Here is a 15,650-nt window from a genome sequence, read left to right as displayed (position 1 = left end):
TTGGCCGCGCCCCTATTTTTGTAAGAGCTTATTTGCGTTGTCGGTAAATTTCTTCTGCGCGTCTTTGTCTTCTAATAAATTATCGAGACTAAACGGCACCTCAATGCCTTTTTGCATGCCGGGCTGCTCGCGCATGGTATTTAGCCAGCGTCCTAAATGATCGAGGCCGTCGACAGATACCCCAGACCATTTGTGGGTGCGCACCCAGCACCAATTGGCGATATCGGCTATCGAGTAATCGTCGGCTAGCCACTGGCTTTCGCTCAGGCGCTTGTCTAATACTTCGAATAAGCGGCGACTTTCATTTTGGTAACGATCAATTGCAGCAGGTATTTTTTCAGGGAAATAGCGAAAAAATACATTCGCTTGGCCCATCATTGGCCCTACGCCGCCCATTTGAAACATAAGCCATTGCATGACCATTGCACGGCCTTTCGCGTCTGTTGGCAGTAAGCGTCCTGCCTTTTCGGCGAGGTGAATCATAATGGCACCAGATTCGAAAATCGGGAAATCGCCCAAGTCGCGGTCGACAATGGCGGGAATTCGCCCGTTAGGATTAATCGCTAAAAATGCCGGCTTTTTCTGTTCGCCCTCGGTGATGTTCACAAAGTGAGTGTTGTATTCAAAGCCAAGGGCTTCCAAGGTGCAGGAGGCTTTGTGACCGTTGGGCGTGGGGGCGGTATAAAGGTCGATCATTATTGTGACTCCAAAATTGCGGGTAAATTACTTTTAGCTAAAATAATTGCGTTACGTATTTATTTCGCGGTGCAAACTGAGTGGAGGGGTTTACCCCCACACCTCTAGATGATTGTGACGCTCAACACGCCGTGCTACTCGCAGTGTAAGTAAGTCAGCTAAGCCGCAGGCTTTGAAAACGTTTTGGATGAGGGCTTTATCTGGCTTCGGCGCCGAGTCAAAATGATCCTGCAAATTTTGTAATAAATAAAAGCGGTATGGCAGTACCGCTGTGCTGAGCTTTGTGCCCCGCCATGCAAATTCGGCATTGCCTATAAAGCGTTGACTGGGCTTGTCGCAGCCATTGCTGCCTGATTTAAGATCTGGCCTTTCGGCAAGCCAGTTGTTAGCAAAATTAATGTGCGCAGATATCTCGGGCAGGAAGTCTGTCGCGATGTAATGCATTAGTGCGTTGAGGGTTTCTGGCAGTTCATTGTCGACTTCAAACTCCGCTTGGTCTGCACAGTGGTCTGCCCAGTTATTCTCGGGGGCATTCATTCGCTCTACCCAGCGCGCCACCAGCGGTGCATGCTGACGCATCAATTGGCCGGGCTTAGGGTCGCGGTACAAGTGAGCGTAGAGCGGCCCCATAAAAGCGTAGTCGCCCAGCGTCGGCTTCGCGCCGAGTAAATAGGGGTGTAGCCGCAAATGGGCTGAGAATAGATCTAAAAACTCCCGGTAGGAAGATTCAATAAGCGGCGCGCTATTTTCATTTACCCCAAAGGAATGCGCGGCCTTGCGCATGAGGCCACTGCCGAAGTCAAAAATCTGTTGGTAGCTCGCATCGTCGGTGCCAGGTGGGGCCAAGCAAGCGAATTCTGAATGGAGGTAGTGTAAATTTAACTCGTCGAAACTCCAGCGATAGTGCATGGCGGGGCGGAGTAAACCCTCACCGCCGTATAACTCAAAAAGATGGGCAACAGCTTGTAATAGCGGTGTTTTAGGCAGGCTTGGCGATAAGCTTGCGTCCACTGTTTCGATGTAACGAATAATGTCTGCGCTGTCTTGAATGATCTCGCCGTTTGGCGCTTCAAGTACGGGCATAATCATTCGCCCAAGCTGCGGGATAATGTTTTTTTGGTAGTGCGGATCAGATACCGCATACTCCACAAAGTCGATTTTTTGCTTGCGCAAGTAGCTACGCGCTTTCGCGGTATACAGCGAGGCGGGGATGCCGTAAAGCTTATAAGGTGTACTCATGCTTGCGCCTTGTGAGCGATAATCGTCGCTGGAAAATAACATTTTGGCACATTCTGTGTCAATATAATGCGGGAGCGATGGCCGCTACCGCTTCAGCGCCGTTAAAAGCGAATTAATAATACGTTTATGGCATCTATCTGCAGTGACTATAGTGGTGCTAAGTTCGAGTGCGACAAAGCGACTGTCGCGTACAGAGGAAAAGGTCTGTTGAATACCCCTTGCTTACGATTAAAAATATTGTGTCTTTTCGCTATTTTATACGCGCCCTTGGCCGTGGCCGATAGCGCTTGTGGGGCTTGCCATGCAAAAGAAGTCGCACTCTGGGAACAGTCCCACCACGCCAAGGCCATGTTGCCCGCGACGCAGGAAACCGTTGCGGGGGTGTTTGACGGCTCCGTTACCCACTATAAGGACTTAGCGTTTCGCTTTACGATTGGCGAACTCGGCTATCAAGTGAGTATCGGTGAGGGCACAACAGCCGAAACCTATGCTATCGACTACGTATTTGGTTTCACGCCTCTGCAACAATATCTTGCGCGTTTGCCAAGAGGCCGCTACCAGGCGATTCCCGTTGCCTGGGATACGCGACCGCAATTTGAAGGCGGCCAGCGCTGGTATGCGCTGGAATCCGATCTTAACTGGGACCACCCCGGTTTTACTTGGAATACCTCCTGTGCGAGCTGTCACTCTACCAATTTAGTAAAGGCCTATGACCCAGCCAGCGATAGTTTCGCAACGCGCTTTGATGAAGTGAATGTTTCCTGCGCGGCCTGTCATGGCGACGCAAAAGCACACCTCGCTTGGGCGGCTGGCGCTAAGCTCGATAAGCTAAATGCTGGCTTTGCCGCCAGCTTAAAAGACGGGGGACAATGGGCTTGGGATCAAGACCAAGCCATCGCTAGTCGTGAATCGCCGCCGGTGGGCGCGCAGCTTTCAAGCTGCGCCCAATGCCACACTCGCAGTGAGCAAATTGGTAGCTGGCACCCTAAGGCTGAACTCTTTGACCATGTTAGTCCGGTTTTACCGCACCAGCCCTTTTATTACCAAGACGGCCAAATTCGCGATGAAGTCTTTGAGCTAGGTTCATTCCTGCAGAGCCGTATGCATGCCGCAGGCGTAGTGTGCAGCAATTGCCACGAGCCCCACAGTGCGAAACTGCGGGCCGAGGGCGACGGCGTGTGCCTGCAATGCCACAAGGCCGATACCTTTGCCGTGCCCAGCCATCACCGCCACCAGACTGGCTCGGCGGGCTGTGTTGACTGCCATATGCCCGCAACCGTATATATGGGCGTCGATGCGCGTCGGGATCATCGCTTTGTGATTCCAGATCCGGCTTTAAGCAAGGCATTGGGCAGTCCCGATGCCTGCCGCAGCTGCCACGCTGAAATGCCAATGGCGAAGTTGTCGGAGCGCTTACCCAAAGTCGCGAGTCCATCGCAGATTAAAACTCGGGATTTTGCCACGTTGGCGGACGGCGGGGCGGCTAATATGGCACTTTACCAAAGCATTGCTGATACCTTGTCGCCAATACGTGAGGCCAGTTTATTGGCGCAGCTGTCACCCTACGATTATGCCCAGCAAAATGTGCTGCTCAGCAAACTTCAAAGCCCATCACCGCTGGTGAGAGCAGCTGGCGTTCGGGCATTTGCGCAAGCGCCAAGTGCGGAGCGCTGGCGCCGCCTGTCCGCGCTATTGGCAGACAACAGTAAAATGTTGCGAATGGAATTGGCTCCGGTGCTGGCCGGTACCGCACCCGCGCAGCTGAGCCAAGCGCAGTCGGCTCAGCTGGCAGCGCTGTTTACGGAGTATGAGTCGCTGATGAACACCCACCGGGACAGCCCACAAATTGCCGCTAATTTTGCCAACTACCAATTAGCGCGAGGGCGTATGGCGGAAGCCGGTGAGCTCTACCTGCAGGCAATTAAATTGGATGCGGCGTTTGTGTACCCGTATCTGCAACTGGCCATGCTGACAAGGGGCAGTGATGCGGAATTGAGTTGGTTGCAAGAGGCTCAGCAGGCAGATGTTAAATCTGCGGATGCGGCGTATCAACTTGGCTTGTATTGGGTTCGGGCAAAAGAGTATGCGCGGGCGCTGACCGGTTTAAAGCAGGCTTTTGATCTCGCACCCCATCGCCCTGAGTTCGCCTATGGCTATGCGGTTGCTTTGGAAAATCGCGGGCAACTCGACGAGGCGATTACCGTGTTAAAGACCGTCGCGAGTCGAGGCCATGCCTCGCCCTTAACGAGCGATTTGCTATCGCTTTACCTGCAAAAGCGCAGTGGTCGCGACGCCGGAAACGCCCTAATCAAATAGTGACGGATGATAAATTAGACGCTCGCCTCTGGGCGGATTTCTAGGGGTGTTTACAGTACTTAAATAAAATGACACTATAAGTGCCATAATAATGCTGTCGCTGTTTTAATTTAACGCCAAGCGTGGAACAGATAGTCCTAAGTCACCAGTACAAACTAAGGTTTAGTGGCATAGCACTGTTCGATTTGGCAAAAGGATCGCTCAATGAAAAAAATAATAATTGCCTCCTTTATCGTGATTCCCGCCGCATTGGGCATCGCTTGGCTGAACCGAATCGACCTTATGTTGGCCTTGGTGAAGTTCCAGACTGCCAGAGCTTATGAGGTTGCGCCCAACCGCGACATACACTGGCAGCAGGGGCCAGCGCAGGCAGACGCGGCGAGCCAAGATCGTCCGCCCAATGTCATTGTGATTTTGGCCGATGACCTAGGTATTAACGACATATCTACCTATGGCGGCGGTCTGGCCAACGGCCAGGTGCAAACCCCCAATATTGATGAACTGGCCGCCAGTGGCGCTAACTTTAGCCAGGCCTATTCCGGCGCAGGGACCTGCGCGCCGTCGCGGGCCATGCTCTTAACCGGCCGCTACCCAACACGTACCGGATTTGAATTTACGCCGACACCAGACGGTATGGGGGCAATGGCAACCATGATTGCCTCGTCCCATGATAACGGCCTGCCGCCGAGCATTTACAATAAAGCCGGTGCGAACAAAATCCCATCCTTTGACGAGCAAGGCCTGCCGAGTTCTGAAATTACCCTTGCCGAAATCCTGCGCGATCGCGGTTACTACACCGCTCATATTGGTAAATGGCATCTGGGTCGAGGCAAAGGTTTTAGCCCAGAGGAGCAGGGCTTTGAGCAAAGTTTATTAATGCACAGCGGCTTGTATCTGCCGGTTGACCATCCCGATGTGGTCAATGCCAAAGTCGACTTTGATCCAATCGACCAATTTCTGTGGGCAAAAATGCGCTACGCTGCCGCTTTTAATGATGGCGGGCCGGTCTTTGAACCTAAGCGCTACCTTACCGATTACTGGACCGATGAATCGATAAAAATTATCAAGGCCAATAAAAATCGTCCCTTCTTTCTCTACCTCGCTCATTGGGGTGCGCACACACCCTTGCAGGCAACCCGTGAAGACTATGAAGCCGTTGGCGACATTAAGCCTCACCGGGCAAGGGTATACGCCGCGATGGTACGGGCAGTAGACCGCAGTGTTGGCCGCATTTTAGCAACGCTGAATGAAGAAGGCCTTTCTGACAACACCATTGTAGTGTTCTCCAGCGATAACGGCGGCGCCGGTTACATCGGCATACCAGATATTAATGCCCCGTATCGCGGGTGGAAACTCACTATGTTTGAAGGCGGTATTCGCGTGCCCTTATTCATGCGCTGGCCAGCACACATCCCGCGAGACACCAAAGTCGACACCCCAGCTGCCCATATCGATTTTTTGCCAACCTTGGTCGCTGCCGCCCAAGCTAAGTTGCCGGAAGATCGCGTCATCGACGGTGAAAACTTATTGCCGTTAGCGACGGGAGTTGACGCAAGCGGCGCGCCCGCGGCAGAGTGGACAAGAGACACCTTGTTTTGGCAGAGCGGCTACTATCAGGTTGTGCGCCATAAAGACTGGAAACTGCAAGTATCCGAGAACCCCAAAAGGCAGTGGCTATTCGACTTGTCCGTAGACCCCACCGAGCAAATTAATTTAGCCGCTCAGCAGCCAGACGTCGTGGCTAAGCTCACCGCGATGCTGCAAGAACATCAAGCCGGTAGAACCCCAGTCCTTTATCCCTATGTTGCTGAGATACCGGTGGCGATAGATAAGACCTTGGCAGAGCCGGTGACGCCAAGTGACGAAACGGTTTATTGGCCGAATTGATATTGGGGCCGATTTCCGCGACGGTGATATATTGTCGGCGTCATTTCAATTCACTGTTCGCTTTTTTGGGAAAGTAAGTGCTATATCATCTTGGATTCATCCTGATCGGCCCGGTTCTTTTTGTTCAAGGTAAGTACGTTAAAAGAGTGACACCAAAACTTCCTGAGCCGGAGGGGCATCGCCATGGGCAAGTGGGGCAGGGTAAAGGGCTAAGTCTACTCATTGTTGGCGACTCTGCCGCAGCGGGTGTTGGGGTTGATCATCAGCAGCGGGCGCTATCCGGCAGACTTGTCGCACCACTGAGTAAAACGAATGCAGTGAGCTGGAAGCTTATTGCTCAATCCGGTGACACCTCTCGTCAATTACTGGACAGGCTCCATGCAATGCCGCAGGAAGAGTTTGATAGCGCGGTGGTTTCTATTGGTGTTAACGATGTGACCGGGCTCACTCGGGCGAGCGCTTGGGCTGGAAATGTGCGGCTAATCGTGCAACTGCTCACTGAGAAGTTCGGTGTGCGTAGGGTCTATCTGTCCAGCATTCCACCTATGCATCTGTTCCCTGCGCTGCCCAATCCATTGCGGTGGTGGTTGGGTTTGCGAGCGAATCAATTCAATGTGCTAATGAGCGCTGTGGCTGAAAGTGAGCGTTCGTGTATTTACGTGCCAATTCCGTATTCGGGTGATCTTAGCGCGATCGCGGCAGATGGCTTTCATCCAGGTGCCGAGGCTTACACGGTGTGGGGTGATTGTGTTGCTGAGCTTATTCAACGGGGCGTGGATGAGCAAACTGGCTAAGGTCTCAATCTTTACATAGAAGTAAAAGATGAGACTTTAGCCGGTTTAATAAATTATCCTAATCCCAAAGCCTTAGCCTCAAGTTCCAACACCGCCTTAACCTGCGGCTGTTGTTTTACTCGCGCAATTAGCCCAGCCACGGCTGGCCAACGTGCCGCATCGACTTGGTAACCAGCGTAGCCTGCGTTTATAAAGGGACTGATGACGCTGAGGTCGGCCATCATGAAATCGCCGAAAATAAAGCCGTCAGCAGGGATTTGCGATTCTAAATAATCGAGCATTGGCGGTAGATCGCGGTCGATGATTTTGGCGACCAGTACTTCGTCGGCTTCTTGCTTGAGGATAAAGGGCCGCATAAAGCGCTGGAAGAATATGCCCGAGGCAAGCTCGGCTACGCGACCGGCGCAGAGGTCTTCGTACCAGTGTGCGCGTGCTCGTTCCTTAGGATTTTTGGGGTAGAGTGCTACCTCGGGATAGGCATCTTCTAAATACTGGCAAATGACTTTTGAGTCGCACAGGGTGAGATCGTCGTCTACCAGCGCGGGCACTTTGCCGAGAGGGTTGATTTTGAGGTATTCGGCGTCGCGAGAAAAGGGCATTTGCTGAACGACTTCATAGGGAATGCCTTTTATGTCTAGCGCAATAAGCACTTTGCGAACGAAGGGTGAACCGTGTACACCATAAACTTTAATCATTATTTCTCTCCTAGTGGTAGCCCACTTATCCATTGGGCGCTTTGAGTTGTGGCCTTGTCACTAACACGATGGTGTCTTTGAGGCCCGCATTGCGATGGACTAAGGCTTTTTGGTAGTCAGGGTCTGCGATCATTCCAAGAAAGGCCGCAATATTCGGGTACTCCATGGTGGCAACACGATGCCAAGGACCAGGCGATCCAATCACTTCGAGTTCAACCGTATTTAGGGTGATGAGTCGTCCGCCCCGTTGAATAATTTGTTGAAGAGCGACGGCGCCGTATTTGTCGTAGGCGTCGCTGCCGCTGAGCGCAGCGTTTGCCAGTTTGTGCTCCGCCGGATATTCAGCGTGGTCTTTAAACGCCAGAAAATTCACAAAGTGAAACGGGCCTTCTGGATCGATTGCCTGCAGGGCTTTTAGCTGTTCGGCACTGGGTTCGATTGAGTCGATGTGCAGGGTTTCACTCATAGTTGTTTTGCCGATAAATTGCGTAGAAAGACGTCAGAATGATAAGGGTGATAATGCCGATAATAATCTGGGCGTCAAAGCGGTCGCGCAGACCATTAAGGGCCACTTGGCGGGCACCGACAAAACCGGCTGGCATCACTTGGATGTCGTTGCGCTTTTCGTACTGTTGATACAGATTAAGCATTCTTTGTAGGCGTGGGGCGTCAACGCCACTTAGGTCGGTGGTCTCGCCGGGATCAGTAGCAATATTGTACAAATGCCATTGGTTGTCACCGACCGGCGGCTTGTTGAGCACCAGTTTGTAGTCGCCAAGAAACAGTGCTGCGTGCCCAGCCAGTTCATAGCCCACGGCGTCTTCGTCGGCGTCACCGTAGTGACGCTCAACGTCGCCTCGTATTAGCGGCAATAAACTGCGACCAATCATGGCTTCGACTTCGCGGCCACCATAGCGCAGCTTGCCATGCTTTACTTGGGGTGGTGTTACCCCCGTTAACTCCAGAATAGTCGGAGTGATATCGGTAACAAATGAAAAGGCATGGCTGATTTGCCGTTTGGCGGCAATGGGTTGACCGGCAATAATCAGTGGCACCCGCATGCCGCCCTCGCCAGTGTGAAACTTGTAATAGGCAAGTGGCGAGGCAGAGGCACTGGCAAAGCTGGGGCTCAGGGAATTAAAGCTGCCCTTGAGGCCGAGGGTGTCGTAGTCGTTGCTATACCCCTGTTGGCGCAGCGCAAAGCGCAGTGCTGCGGCTTGGGCATTGGCTGGGCCGGTTGCCTCGCTGCCGTTGTCGGAGGCAAAAATGAAAATGGTATTGTCGTATTGGCCTGTCTGCTTTAAATGCGTAACTAAGCGCGCGATGTGGAAGTCCATGGCTTCGACCATGGCGGCGTAAACAGCCATGCGCTTGGCCTCATAGCGCTTTTGGTCAGCGCTGAGTTTCTCCCAGTCTTTGGTGGTGTTCATAATTGTGGTCGCAGTGCTTTGCGGCACAATACCAAGTGCGACGGCGCGCTGTAAGCGCTGTTCTCGCAGTGCCGTCCAGCCCATGTCGTACACGCCCATATAACGGTCGATAAATTCTTGTGGGGCTTGTACCGGCATGTGTACCGCTTGAAAAGGAAGGTAGGCAAAGAACGGCGCATTGTCTGCCGCATTGCTGGCGATAAATTCGATGGTTTTGTCGACGATAAACTGCGAGGAGTAAAAATCCTCGGGCAGAGTGTAGCGCTCGCCGTCGGCAAACCAATTGGCTTTTTCGTAAATGGCTAAATAGGGTTTCTGTTCCCAGTTGTCGGCGCCGGAGTCGGCCAGGGTAATGGTGCGCTCAAAGCCGCGACTGCTGGGCAGCAGATCGGGCGTGGCGCCTAAGTGCCATTTACCCACCATGTAGGTGTGGTAGCCCGCGTCTTGAAGCAGTGTCGCCACCGTCACAATATTATTGCCGAGGGTGCCTTGGTAGTGGGGGTGGCTTTGTAGTTCTGGGGGCACCATCTCTGGAATATTGGACACGCCTGCGCGGTGATTGTCGACACCCGTCAGGAGCATGGCGCGTGTCGGCGCGCAGTTGGCGGCGGTGTGGTAATTGGTGAATTTAATGCCGTTGTCGGCGAGCTCAGATAATGCGGGGGTGCTGATTTCGCTGCCGTAGGGCGCGCTGTCGGTAAAGCCTAAGTCGTCGGCCAAGATCAGGACAATATTCGGGTGTTTGCTAGTGTGTTCGGCCGCCACAGTCGCCGAGACATGCGTGCAGAGTCCAGCGATAAGCGCGGTAGCGACGGTATGGCGCAGCAAGGCGTTGGCTAGGGGTCGTAAAGTGTTAGTGAACATGCGCTGGCCTCACTCGGAGTCTGACGTGGCTTGGCTGACGACGTTACTGGGCGCGCCGGGCGCAGACAGACGGCTGGCGGCAAACAGAAATAATGTGGTGAAAATAATTTCGGGGACAATTAGGTTTATCGCCAGCGCGGCGTCGTGGAGCAGCCATGCCAGTATTCTGCCCATGGCGGTGATGCTGGTGAGCATTGCGGCGGGATAAAACCACACGCGTTTGCCGGTACTCACGGCAATGAGCACACATAGTCCGCAGGTCAGGAAAAACCCTGCCATATCACCGATTTGGCTGCTGCGACCGACACCGTCTAATAAGGGCATACCGAACTGCTTTACCGCTGCTGCCGGATCTAAGAGAAATTGCAGACCGGTGACGATAAAAATAATGGCGGGAATACACACAATTGCGCGCAGTATTTTTGAGCCTAGGGTGTTTTTCACAGTGATCTCCTAACAGATTTATTTTTTATCGTCATGCTTATTTTTGGGCGAGCAGCATGAGCACCTTATGAGCAGCTTCTAGCCCGGAATTTTGGTTCTGACCAGTGACAAAGCGTTTTTCATCGTCGACGACCACATGCGTGGCAAAAAAGTCGCGAAAGGCGGTTTTAGCCTCAAATTTGGCGCCGGCCTTTTTGAGTTCGGTTTCGGGGTGCAGTGGTGTTATGGCAACGCCCAGTTCTTTTATTTGCTTGTCGGTCACGCCGGTCATCCGGCGGCCCGCTATAAGCAGGTGACCGTCGCGGTCTTTTGCATTGATGAGTCCGAGCACGCCGTGGCAAACCCCGGCGATTACCGGCTGGTGTTCGGCGTAGTAGGCCTCGCTTATTTTACTGGCGAGTTCTGGCGAATAGCCGAGATCATAGGCTGCGCCCCAACCTCCAGCTATAAAAACAACATCGTACTGGCGCATATCAAGGTTGGCCACGGCGAGGGAATTCTGCATTTTTGCTTGTAGCGTTGGGTCTTCAAGGTAGCGCTCGTCGTGCTCGCTGATAATAAAAAACTTGAGACTCATCGGGTCGACGGGGATATTGCCACCGTTAATGCTGGCAACGTCTACCTGCATACCGGCCTCTAAAAAGCTGTAGTAGGGGTGGCTTATTTCCGAGATGGCGACGCCCGTCGCATCACCGTCGGTTTTGCCCGGTGCATTCAGTGTTGCATGATTGCTGCCGATGATAAGGGCTTTTTTACCAGCGGCGATGTCATAGCGCGGGCCGTTGTAGTCTGGGTGCAGGCCAGCTTTGTGGAGGGCTGTGGGTAGGGCTAAACGGCTTAGGGCTGCAACGCTAATCAGTATTGCGACGGTAATAATTATTTTGTTTTTCATGATGTGATCCGTTCGGCTCATATAATGACACTTGGTGTGCCAATATATAATAGATGGTCTCATTATGGAAGCGTGGGCGGCTAGCCATGGATAAGCGTGGCCGCGCACGAAAGTGAGGGTTCTGCCTAGGCAATATGCTTGCTAATAAAGGCGGCTGACTGTTTTAGGGCTGCCCGCGCCTCGGGCAAAAAACCGCTCATTACAGGAAAGGCATGGGGTGATTTTGGCCATTCCAGGTAGGTGCTATTGCCGTCTTGATGTTCGATAATTTGCTGTAGGCGCTTGGCGTCGTCCAGTAATACTTCGACGCCACTGGCAATAATGAATAGCGGCGGCAGCTCGGCAACATTGCCGAATAGCGGCGAAATGCGGGGGTCTTCGCGGGACAATTCGGGGGCGTACATGGCCACGGCTTCGTCGAGCAGGGTTTGGTTGAGTAGTACATCGCTGTGCGCATTGTCTGTGAAGGATTCACTGTTGTGGCTTAAATCTAGCCATGGTGAATACAGTATGGCGCCGGCCGGGCTTGGTTGATCTTCGTCACGCAGTTTTTGCAAGGTGGTGAGCGCCAGATTGCCGCCAGCGCTGTCGCCGGCGATGATTATTTTTGCCGCTGAATAGCCCGCGTCGATCAGTGCCAAATAGACCGCGACGGCATCTTCAGTTGCGGCTGGGTAGGGGTGTTCGGGGGCGAGCCGGTAGTCGACCATGAGCACCGCGATATTCGCGTCTACGGCAAGTTGGCTGCACATGTGGCGGTGGCTATTCATACCGCCCATAATGAAGGCGCCGCCGTGGTAGTAAACGCACACTGGCGCACTCGGGCTACTGTCGAGGCCCTTGGGTACGAGCCACTCAACCGCGACGCCGCTGATCTTATCTGCCTTGCTGGTAACTGCGGGGTTGGGCTTGCCGATAGCCATCGCCATAAACTTTCTTTGACGTTTGAATCGGTGCTCCGGCGTTAATTTCATTGTGCCGCTTTGGCGACGGCGGATGACAGCGCTGAGAATAAAATTCTGCCAGCTCATATTGAAACCTCAAGTGTCGAATTCGGGTATGGCCTGCTACTGCCTGCGGCGGGCACGAATTATTCTTACTGTTACCAAGAGTATTACCAGGGCGCTGATAACACTAGCGTAAACGCGCAGATTGGGTAGCCGGGCGTTGATGCCGTTAATGATGCCCTGGCGCTCATGGTCGTAGCCAGTGGGCATGTCTAACACGTGATTGTCTTTGGCGTACTGCTGGTATTGAACCAGCATCGCGGCGCGTAGTTCTGGTATTGCACTGCTTAAGTCTTTGGTCTCGCCAGGGTCTTTGGCGATATTGTATAAATGCCATTGGCCGTCGGCGATCTTGCCGTTTATTTTGACTAGCTTGTAATCGCCACGAAACAGCGCCGCGTTGCCGCCTAGCTCATAACCCACAGCGTCGTCTGGGCCATAGACAGTTTCGGCCTCCCCTTTAATATGGGGTAGCAGGCTCCGGCCTATGATGAGTGCTTTGGCGTCGCTAACAATCTCGGTGCCGGCGATCTCGATAATAGTCGGTGTAATATCAGTAACAAAGCTGAAGCTAGTGCTGATGGTTTTTTGTTTTAATTGCAGAGGCTTACCCGCGATTATAAGTGGCACCCGCATACCGCCTTCACCGGCGTAAAATTTATAGTAGGCTAACGGTGAGGCTGCGGCGCTGGCAAAGCTCGGGCCAATGGTATTCATGCTGCCTTTTAGGCCAAGGGTATCGTAGTCGTTCCGGTAGCCAAGAAACTTAACCAGCGCGCGGCCGTAGAAATTGCGGGAATTATTGTGACCAGTGGCTTCGCTGCCGTTGTCTGATGTGAAAATAAACACGGTATTGTCAAATTCACCTATCGCTTTTAAATGCGAGACAAGGCGACCAATGTGAAAATCCATGGCGTCGACCATGCCCGCATACACGGCCATGCGTTTTGCTTGATAGCGTTTTTGTTCTTCTGTCTGCGTATCCCAGTCGCCCATGGTGCTCATTTGCACCATATTGCTGTTCATTGGCACGATGCCCAGCGCCTTTAGTTTTGCCTGCCGCGCTTCGCGCAGTGCTTGCCAGCCATCGTGGTAGGCATCCGCGTATTTGTCGGTGAATTCCTGCGGCGCTTGCACGGGGATGTGCACGGCTTGGAAGGGAATGTAGGCAAAGAAGGGTTTTGCGTCTTGTATATTAGAGTCGATAAATTCGATGGTTTTATCCACCAGAAATTCTGATGAATAAAATTTGTCTGGCAGCGTGGTTTCTTTGCCATCGGCGAACCATTCGGCGCGGTCGTAAATTGGCAGGTAGGGTTTGTCCTCCCAGTTGTCGGCACCGGTAGCGCCGAGGGCAAAGCTTCGCTCGAAACCGCGCTGGCTGGGCAATTCCGAGGGGGCATTGCCCAGATGCCATTTACCCGCCATATAGGTGTGGTAGCTCGCTGCTTGCAGCGCCTGGGCGACGGTAAGCAGCTTGGTGTCTAGGGTGCCTTGGTAGTGGGGGTGACGTTTTTGCTCTGGTGGAATGGTCTCTGGAATATTGGGCACACCGTTGCGGTGGCTGTCGACGCCGGTGAGTAGCATTGCCCGTGAGGGCGCGCAATTCGCGGCGGTATGGTAGTTGGTGAATTGCATGCCCATGTCAGCGAGGGCTGAGATAGTGGGCGTTTGAATTTCACTGCCGTAGGGTGCGGTGTCGCTAAAGCCGAGATCGTCGGCGAGAATAAGAACAATATTCGGCGGCTTAGCGGCAAGGGCGCTGCCGCTGCTATCCCCTTGCGCGGCGTGGCCATTGGCTATGCCAAGGCTAAAATTAAGACCAAGCCAGACTAAAACGAGTTTTGCCGTGGACCAGCGTGCGGCGTTCATTGGTGTTTCTCTATTTGGAAATCGGCGAGTTTGATCCTGCGCAAGCGGCGCTGCATTTTCATGGTTGTCCAAGGCCAGTTCACGCTATTGCGCCCGGTTTTATCAATAAAGTAACTGGCACAGCCACTATTCCAAACCGTGCCTTGCAGGGCGTTTTGTAGGTCTTTATTTAGTTTTGCGCTGGTGTCGCCATCAACAGAAATTGTCGCAATTTTCTTTTTGCGGGCCTTGGTGATGGCGCTGAGAATATATTTCACTTGGGCTTCAATAATCACAAAGGCCGAGGTGTAGGTGTAGAGGTTTGGGCCTAAGGTTAAAAACAAGTTAGGGCAGTTTTCGGCCATAGTGCCTAGGTAGGCCGACGGCGATCCCGCCCACTGCTTAGACAGGCTGCGGCCATTGCGACCATAGATGAGTTTGCCAATTGGCGGATCAGAAACTTCAAAACCCGTGCCATAAATAATGACGTCAACCTCGCAGCTGGAACCGTCGCTGGCAATTAGCTTATTGCCTTGAATTTCGGTGATGCCTGGTACTACTTCGACATTGTCCTTGCCGAGGGCCTTATACCAGTTGTTTGACAGCAGTATGCGTTTGCAGCCGAGTGAATAATCGGGCTTTAGTTTTTCTCGCAGGGTCTCGTCTTTGACGCCTCGGGCAATGTGTTTGACCGCCGCTGTTTCTAAACGTTGGGAGAACCATTTGTTTTTGAGATTGTGATTGAGAAATTCAAACTGGAAAAAAAGTATTTTTCTGAATAATTTTTGGGTAAAGGGGAGGCGCGTAAAAATAGTCCGCCAGCGATCCGATATCTTGGTGTCGACTTTGGGTAGCACCCAAGGCGGCGTGCGTTGGAATAGTGTGATCTCCTTTACCTTGCGCTGGATCGCGGGCAAAAACTGAATGGCCGAACCACCGGAGCCAATGACGGCAACGCGCTTGCCGCTTAAATCGTAATCTGCGTCCCAGGTTGCAGAATGGAATGAAGTGCCCGGAAAGGTCTCGATGCCCTTAATATGCGGTATCAGCGGTATGTGCATTGGTCCGCAGGCCATAATCACAAAACGTGCACGATACACGCCGGCGCTGGTTTCCAGCTGCCAGCATTTATCGGCTTCCTGCCATTCGCACTTGTTAAGGGTGCAGTTGAAGTGGATGTATTCGTTAATACTAAAGCGTTTTACGGTGTCTTGGGTGTAGGCCTTTATTTCGTCTTGGCTGGCAAAAACACGGCTCCAATTTGGATTTGGCGCAAACGAGTATGAATACAAGGCCGAGGGCACATCGCAGGCGCAGTCGGGATAGATGTTCTCGCGCCAGACACCACCGACTTCCCGGGCTTTTTCCAGCACAATAAAATCGACCTTGGCTTCACGGAGTTTGATTGCCGCGCAAATGCCGGAAACGCCCGCGCCGATAACAATGGTCTCGTGAAACGCAATTTTGTTCTCTGCAGAAGTCTTTGTTGTCGACGTATCCATTATTCTATTAATCCAATTCTGGCCCGCGTTAGA

13 protein-coding genes are annotated in these 15,650 nt (G+C 52.8%); 3 read left to right on the top strand and 10 right to left on the bottom strand.

Going from position 1 to position 15,650, the window contains the following annotated elements; all coding sequences use genetic code 11:
- Positions 1-12: 12 nt before the first annotated feature.
- Entirely contained in the window at positions 13-696 is a 684-nt protein-coding gene (locus HNQ57_RS02160; protein WP_184460967.1) for a glutathione S-transferase family protein, read from the bottom strand.
- Between the two features lie 90 nt (positions 697-786).
- Positions 787-1,935 (bottom strand): glutathione S-transferase family protein, encoded by a 1,149-nt coding sequence (locus HNQ57_RS02155; RefSeq protein WP_184460966.1) that lies wholly within the window; start codon positions 1,933-1,935, stop codon positions 787-789.
- Positions 1,936-2,142: 207 nt separating this feature from the next.
- On the opposite strand from HNQ57_RS02155, the gene HNQ57_RS02150 reads away from it, so the two are divergent.
- The 3 genes from HNQ57_RS02150 to HNQ57_RS02140 all read left to right on the top strand — a co-directional run bounded on the left by HNQ57_RS02150 (position 2,143) and on the right by HNQ57_RS02140 (position 6,932).
- Positions 2,143-4,251, top strand: a complete 2,109-nt coding sequence (locus HNQ57_RS02150) for a tetratricopeptide repeat protein (protein WP_184460965.1) — start codon at positions 2,143-2,145, stop codon at positions 4,249-4,251.
- Between the two features lie 204 nt (positions 4,252-4,455).
- Positions 4,456-6,138 (top strand): sulfatase, encoded by a 1,683-nt coding sequence (locus HNQ57_RS02145; protein ID WP_184460964.1) that lies wholly within the window; start codon positions 4,456-4,458, stop codon positions 6,136-6,138.
- Between the two features lie 77 nt (positions 6,139-6,215).
- Positions 6,216-6,932, top strand: coding sequence for an SGNH/GDSL hydrolase family protein (locus HNQ57_RS02140; RefSeq protein ID WP_184460963.1), 717 nt, complete (start codon positions 6,216-6,218; stop codon positions 6,930-6,932).
- Positions 6,933-6,985: 53 nt separating this feature from the next.
- Here the strand turns inward: HNQ57_RS02140 and HNQ57_RS02135 are convergent, their stop codons facing one another.
- From HNQ57_RS02135 to HNQ57_RS02100, 8 genes are all read right to left on the bottom strand, one after another.
- Positions 6,986-7,627: a glutathione S-transferase family protein gene (locus HNQ57_RS02135; protein ID WP_184460962.1), complete on the bottom strand. Its 642-nt coding sequence runs from the start codon at positions 7,625-7,627 to the stop codon at positions 6,986-6,988.
- 25 nt (positions 7,628-7,652) lie between these two features.
- A complete protein-coding gene (locus tag HNQ57_RS02130; protein ID WP_184460961.1) occupies positions 7,653-8,093 on the bottom strand; it encodes a DUF1330 domain-containing protein in 441 nt (146 codons plus the stop codon).
- Positions 8,086-9,921 carry an arylsulfatase gene (locus HNQ57_RS02125; RefSeq protein WP_184460960.1) on the bottom strand — a complete coding sequence of 612 codons (1,836 nt, stop codon included), beginning with the start codon at positions 9,919-9,921 and terminating at the stop codon, positions 8,086-8,088. The genes HNQ57_RS02130 and HNQ57_RS02125 overlap by 8 nt, the downstream gene beginning before the upstream one ends.
- Positions 9,922-9,930: 9 nt before the next feature.
- Positions 9,931-10,365, bottom strand: a complete 435-nt coding sequence (locus HNQ57_RS02120) for a hypothetical protein (protein ID WP_184460959.1) — start codon at positions 10,363-10,365, stop codon at positions 9,931-9,933.
- Positions 10,366-10,402: 37 nt separating this feature from the next.
- Positions 10,403-11,257 (bottom strand): type 1 glutamine amidotransferase domain-containing protein, encoded by an 855-nt coding sequence (locus tag HNQ57_RS02115; RefSeq protein WP_184460958.1) that lies wholly within the window; start codon positions 11,255-11,257, stop codon positions 10,403-10,405.
- A 125-nt stretch (positions 11,258-11,382) separates the two neighbouring features.
- Entirely contained in the window at positions 11,383-12,288 is a 906-nt protein-coding gene (locus tag HNQ57_RS02110; protein ID WP_184460957.1) for an alpha/beta hydrolase, read from the bottom strand.
- A gap of 36 nt (positions 12,289-12,324) precedes the next feature.
- Positions 12,325-14,136: an arylsulfatase gene (locus HNQ57_RS02105; protein ID WP_184460956.1), complete on the bottom strand. Its 1,812-nt coding sequence runs from the start codon at positions 14,134-14,136 to the stop codon at positions 12,325-12,327.
- Positions 14,133-15,617 (bottom strand): flavin-containing monooxygenase, encoded by a 1,485-nt coding sequence (locus HNQ57_RS02100; RefSeq protein ID WP_184460955.1) that lies wholly within the window; start codon positions 15,615-15,617, stop codon positions 14,133-14,135. The genes HNQ57_RS02105 and HNQ57_RS02100 overlap by 4 nt, the downstream gene beginning before the upstream one ends.
- Positions 15,618-15,650 lie beyond the last annotated feature (33 nt).

This window comes from Zhongshania antarctica, from assembly GCF_014202945.1.
GTDB classification, from domain to species: Bacteria; Pseudomonadota; Gammaproteobacteria; order Pseudomonadales; family Spongiibacteraceae; genus Spongiibacter; species Spongiibacter antarcticus.
Note: the sequence above shows the minus strand (reverse complement) of the source record. Positions and strands in the feature narration are given on the sequence as shown.

Bases quoted from the DNA above. Each gene is read 5' to 3' on its own strand.
- HNQ57_RS02160 (WP_184460967.1), bottom strand. From the start codon at position 696: ATGATCGACCTTTATACCGCCCCCACGCCCAACGGTCACAAAGCCTCC.
- HNQ57_RS02155 (WP_184460966.1), bottom strand. From the start codon at position 1,935: ATGAGTACACCTTATAAGCTTTACGGCATCCCCGCCTCGCTGTATACC.
- HNQ57_RS02145 (WP_184460964.1), top strand. From the start codon at position 4,456: ATGAAAAAAATAATAATTGCCTCCTTTATCGTGATTCCCGCCGCATTG.
- HNQ57_RS02135 (WP_184460962.1), bottom strand. From the start codon at position 7,627: ATGATTAAAGTTTATGGTGTACACGGTTCACCCTTCGTTCGCAAAGTG.
- HNQ57_RS02130 (WP_184460961.1), bottom strand. From the start codon at position 8,093: ATGAGTGAAACCCTGCACATCGACTCAATCGAACCCAGTGCCGAACAG.
- HNQ57_RS02125 (WP_184460960.1), bottom strand. From the start codon at position 9,921: ATGTTCACTAACACTTTACGACCCCTAGCCAACGCCTTGCTGCGCCAT.
- HNQ57_RS02115 (WP_184460958.1), bottom strand. From the start codon at position 11,257: ATGAAAAACAAAATAATTATTACCGTCGCAATACTGATTAGCGTTGCA.
- HNQ57_RS02110 (WP_184460957.1), bottom strand. From the start codon at position 12,288: ATGAGCTGGCAGAATTTTATTCTCAGCGCTGTCATCCGCCGTCGCCAA.
- HNQ57_RS02105 (WP_184460956.1), bottom strand. From the start codon at position 14,136: ATGAACGCCGCACGCTGGTCCACGGCAAAACTCGTTTTAGTCTGGCTT.
- HNQ57_RS02100 (WP_184460955.1), bottom strand. From the start codon at position 15,617: ATGGATACGTCGACAACAAAGACTTCTGCAGAGAACAAAATTGCGTTT.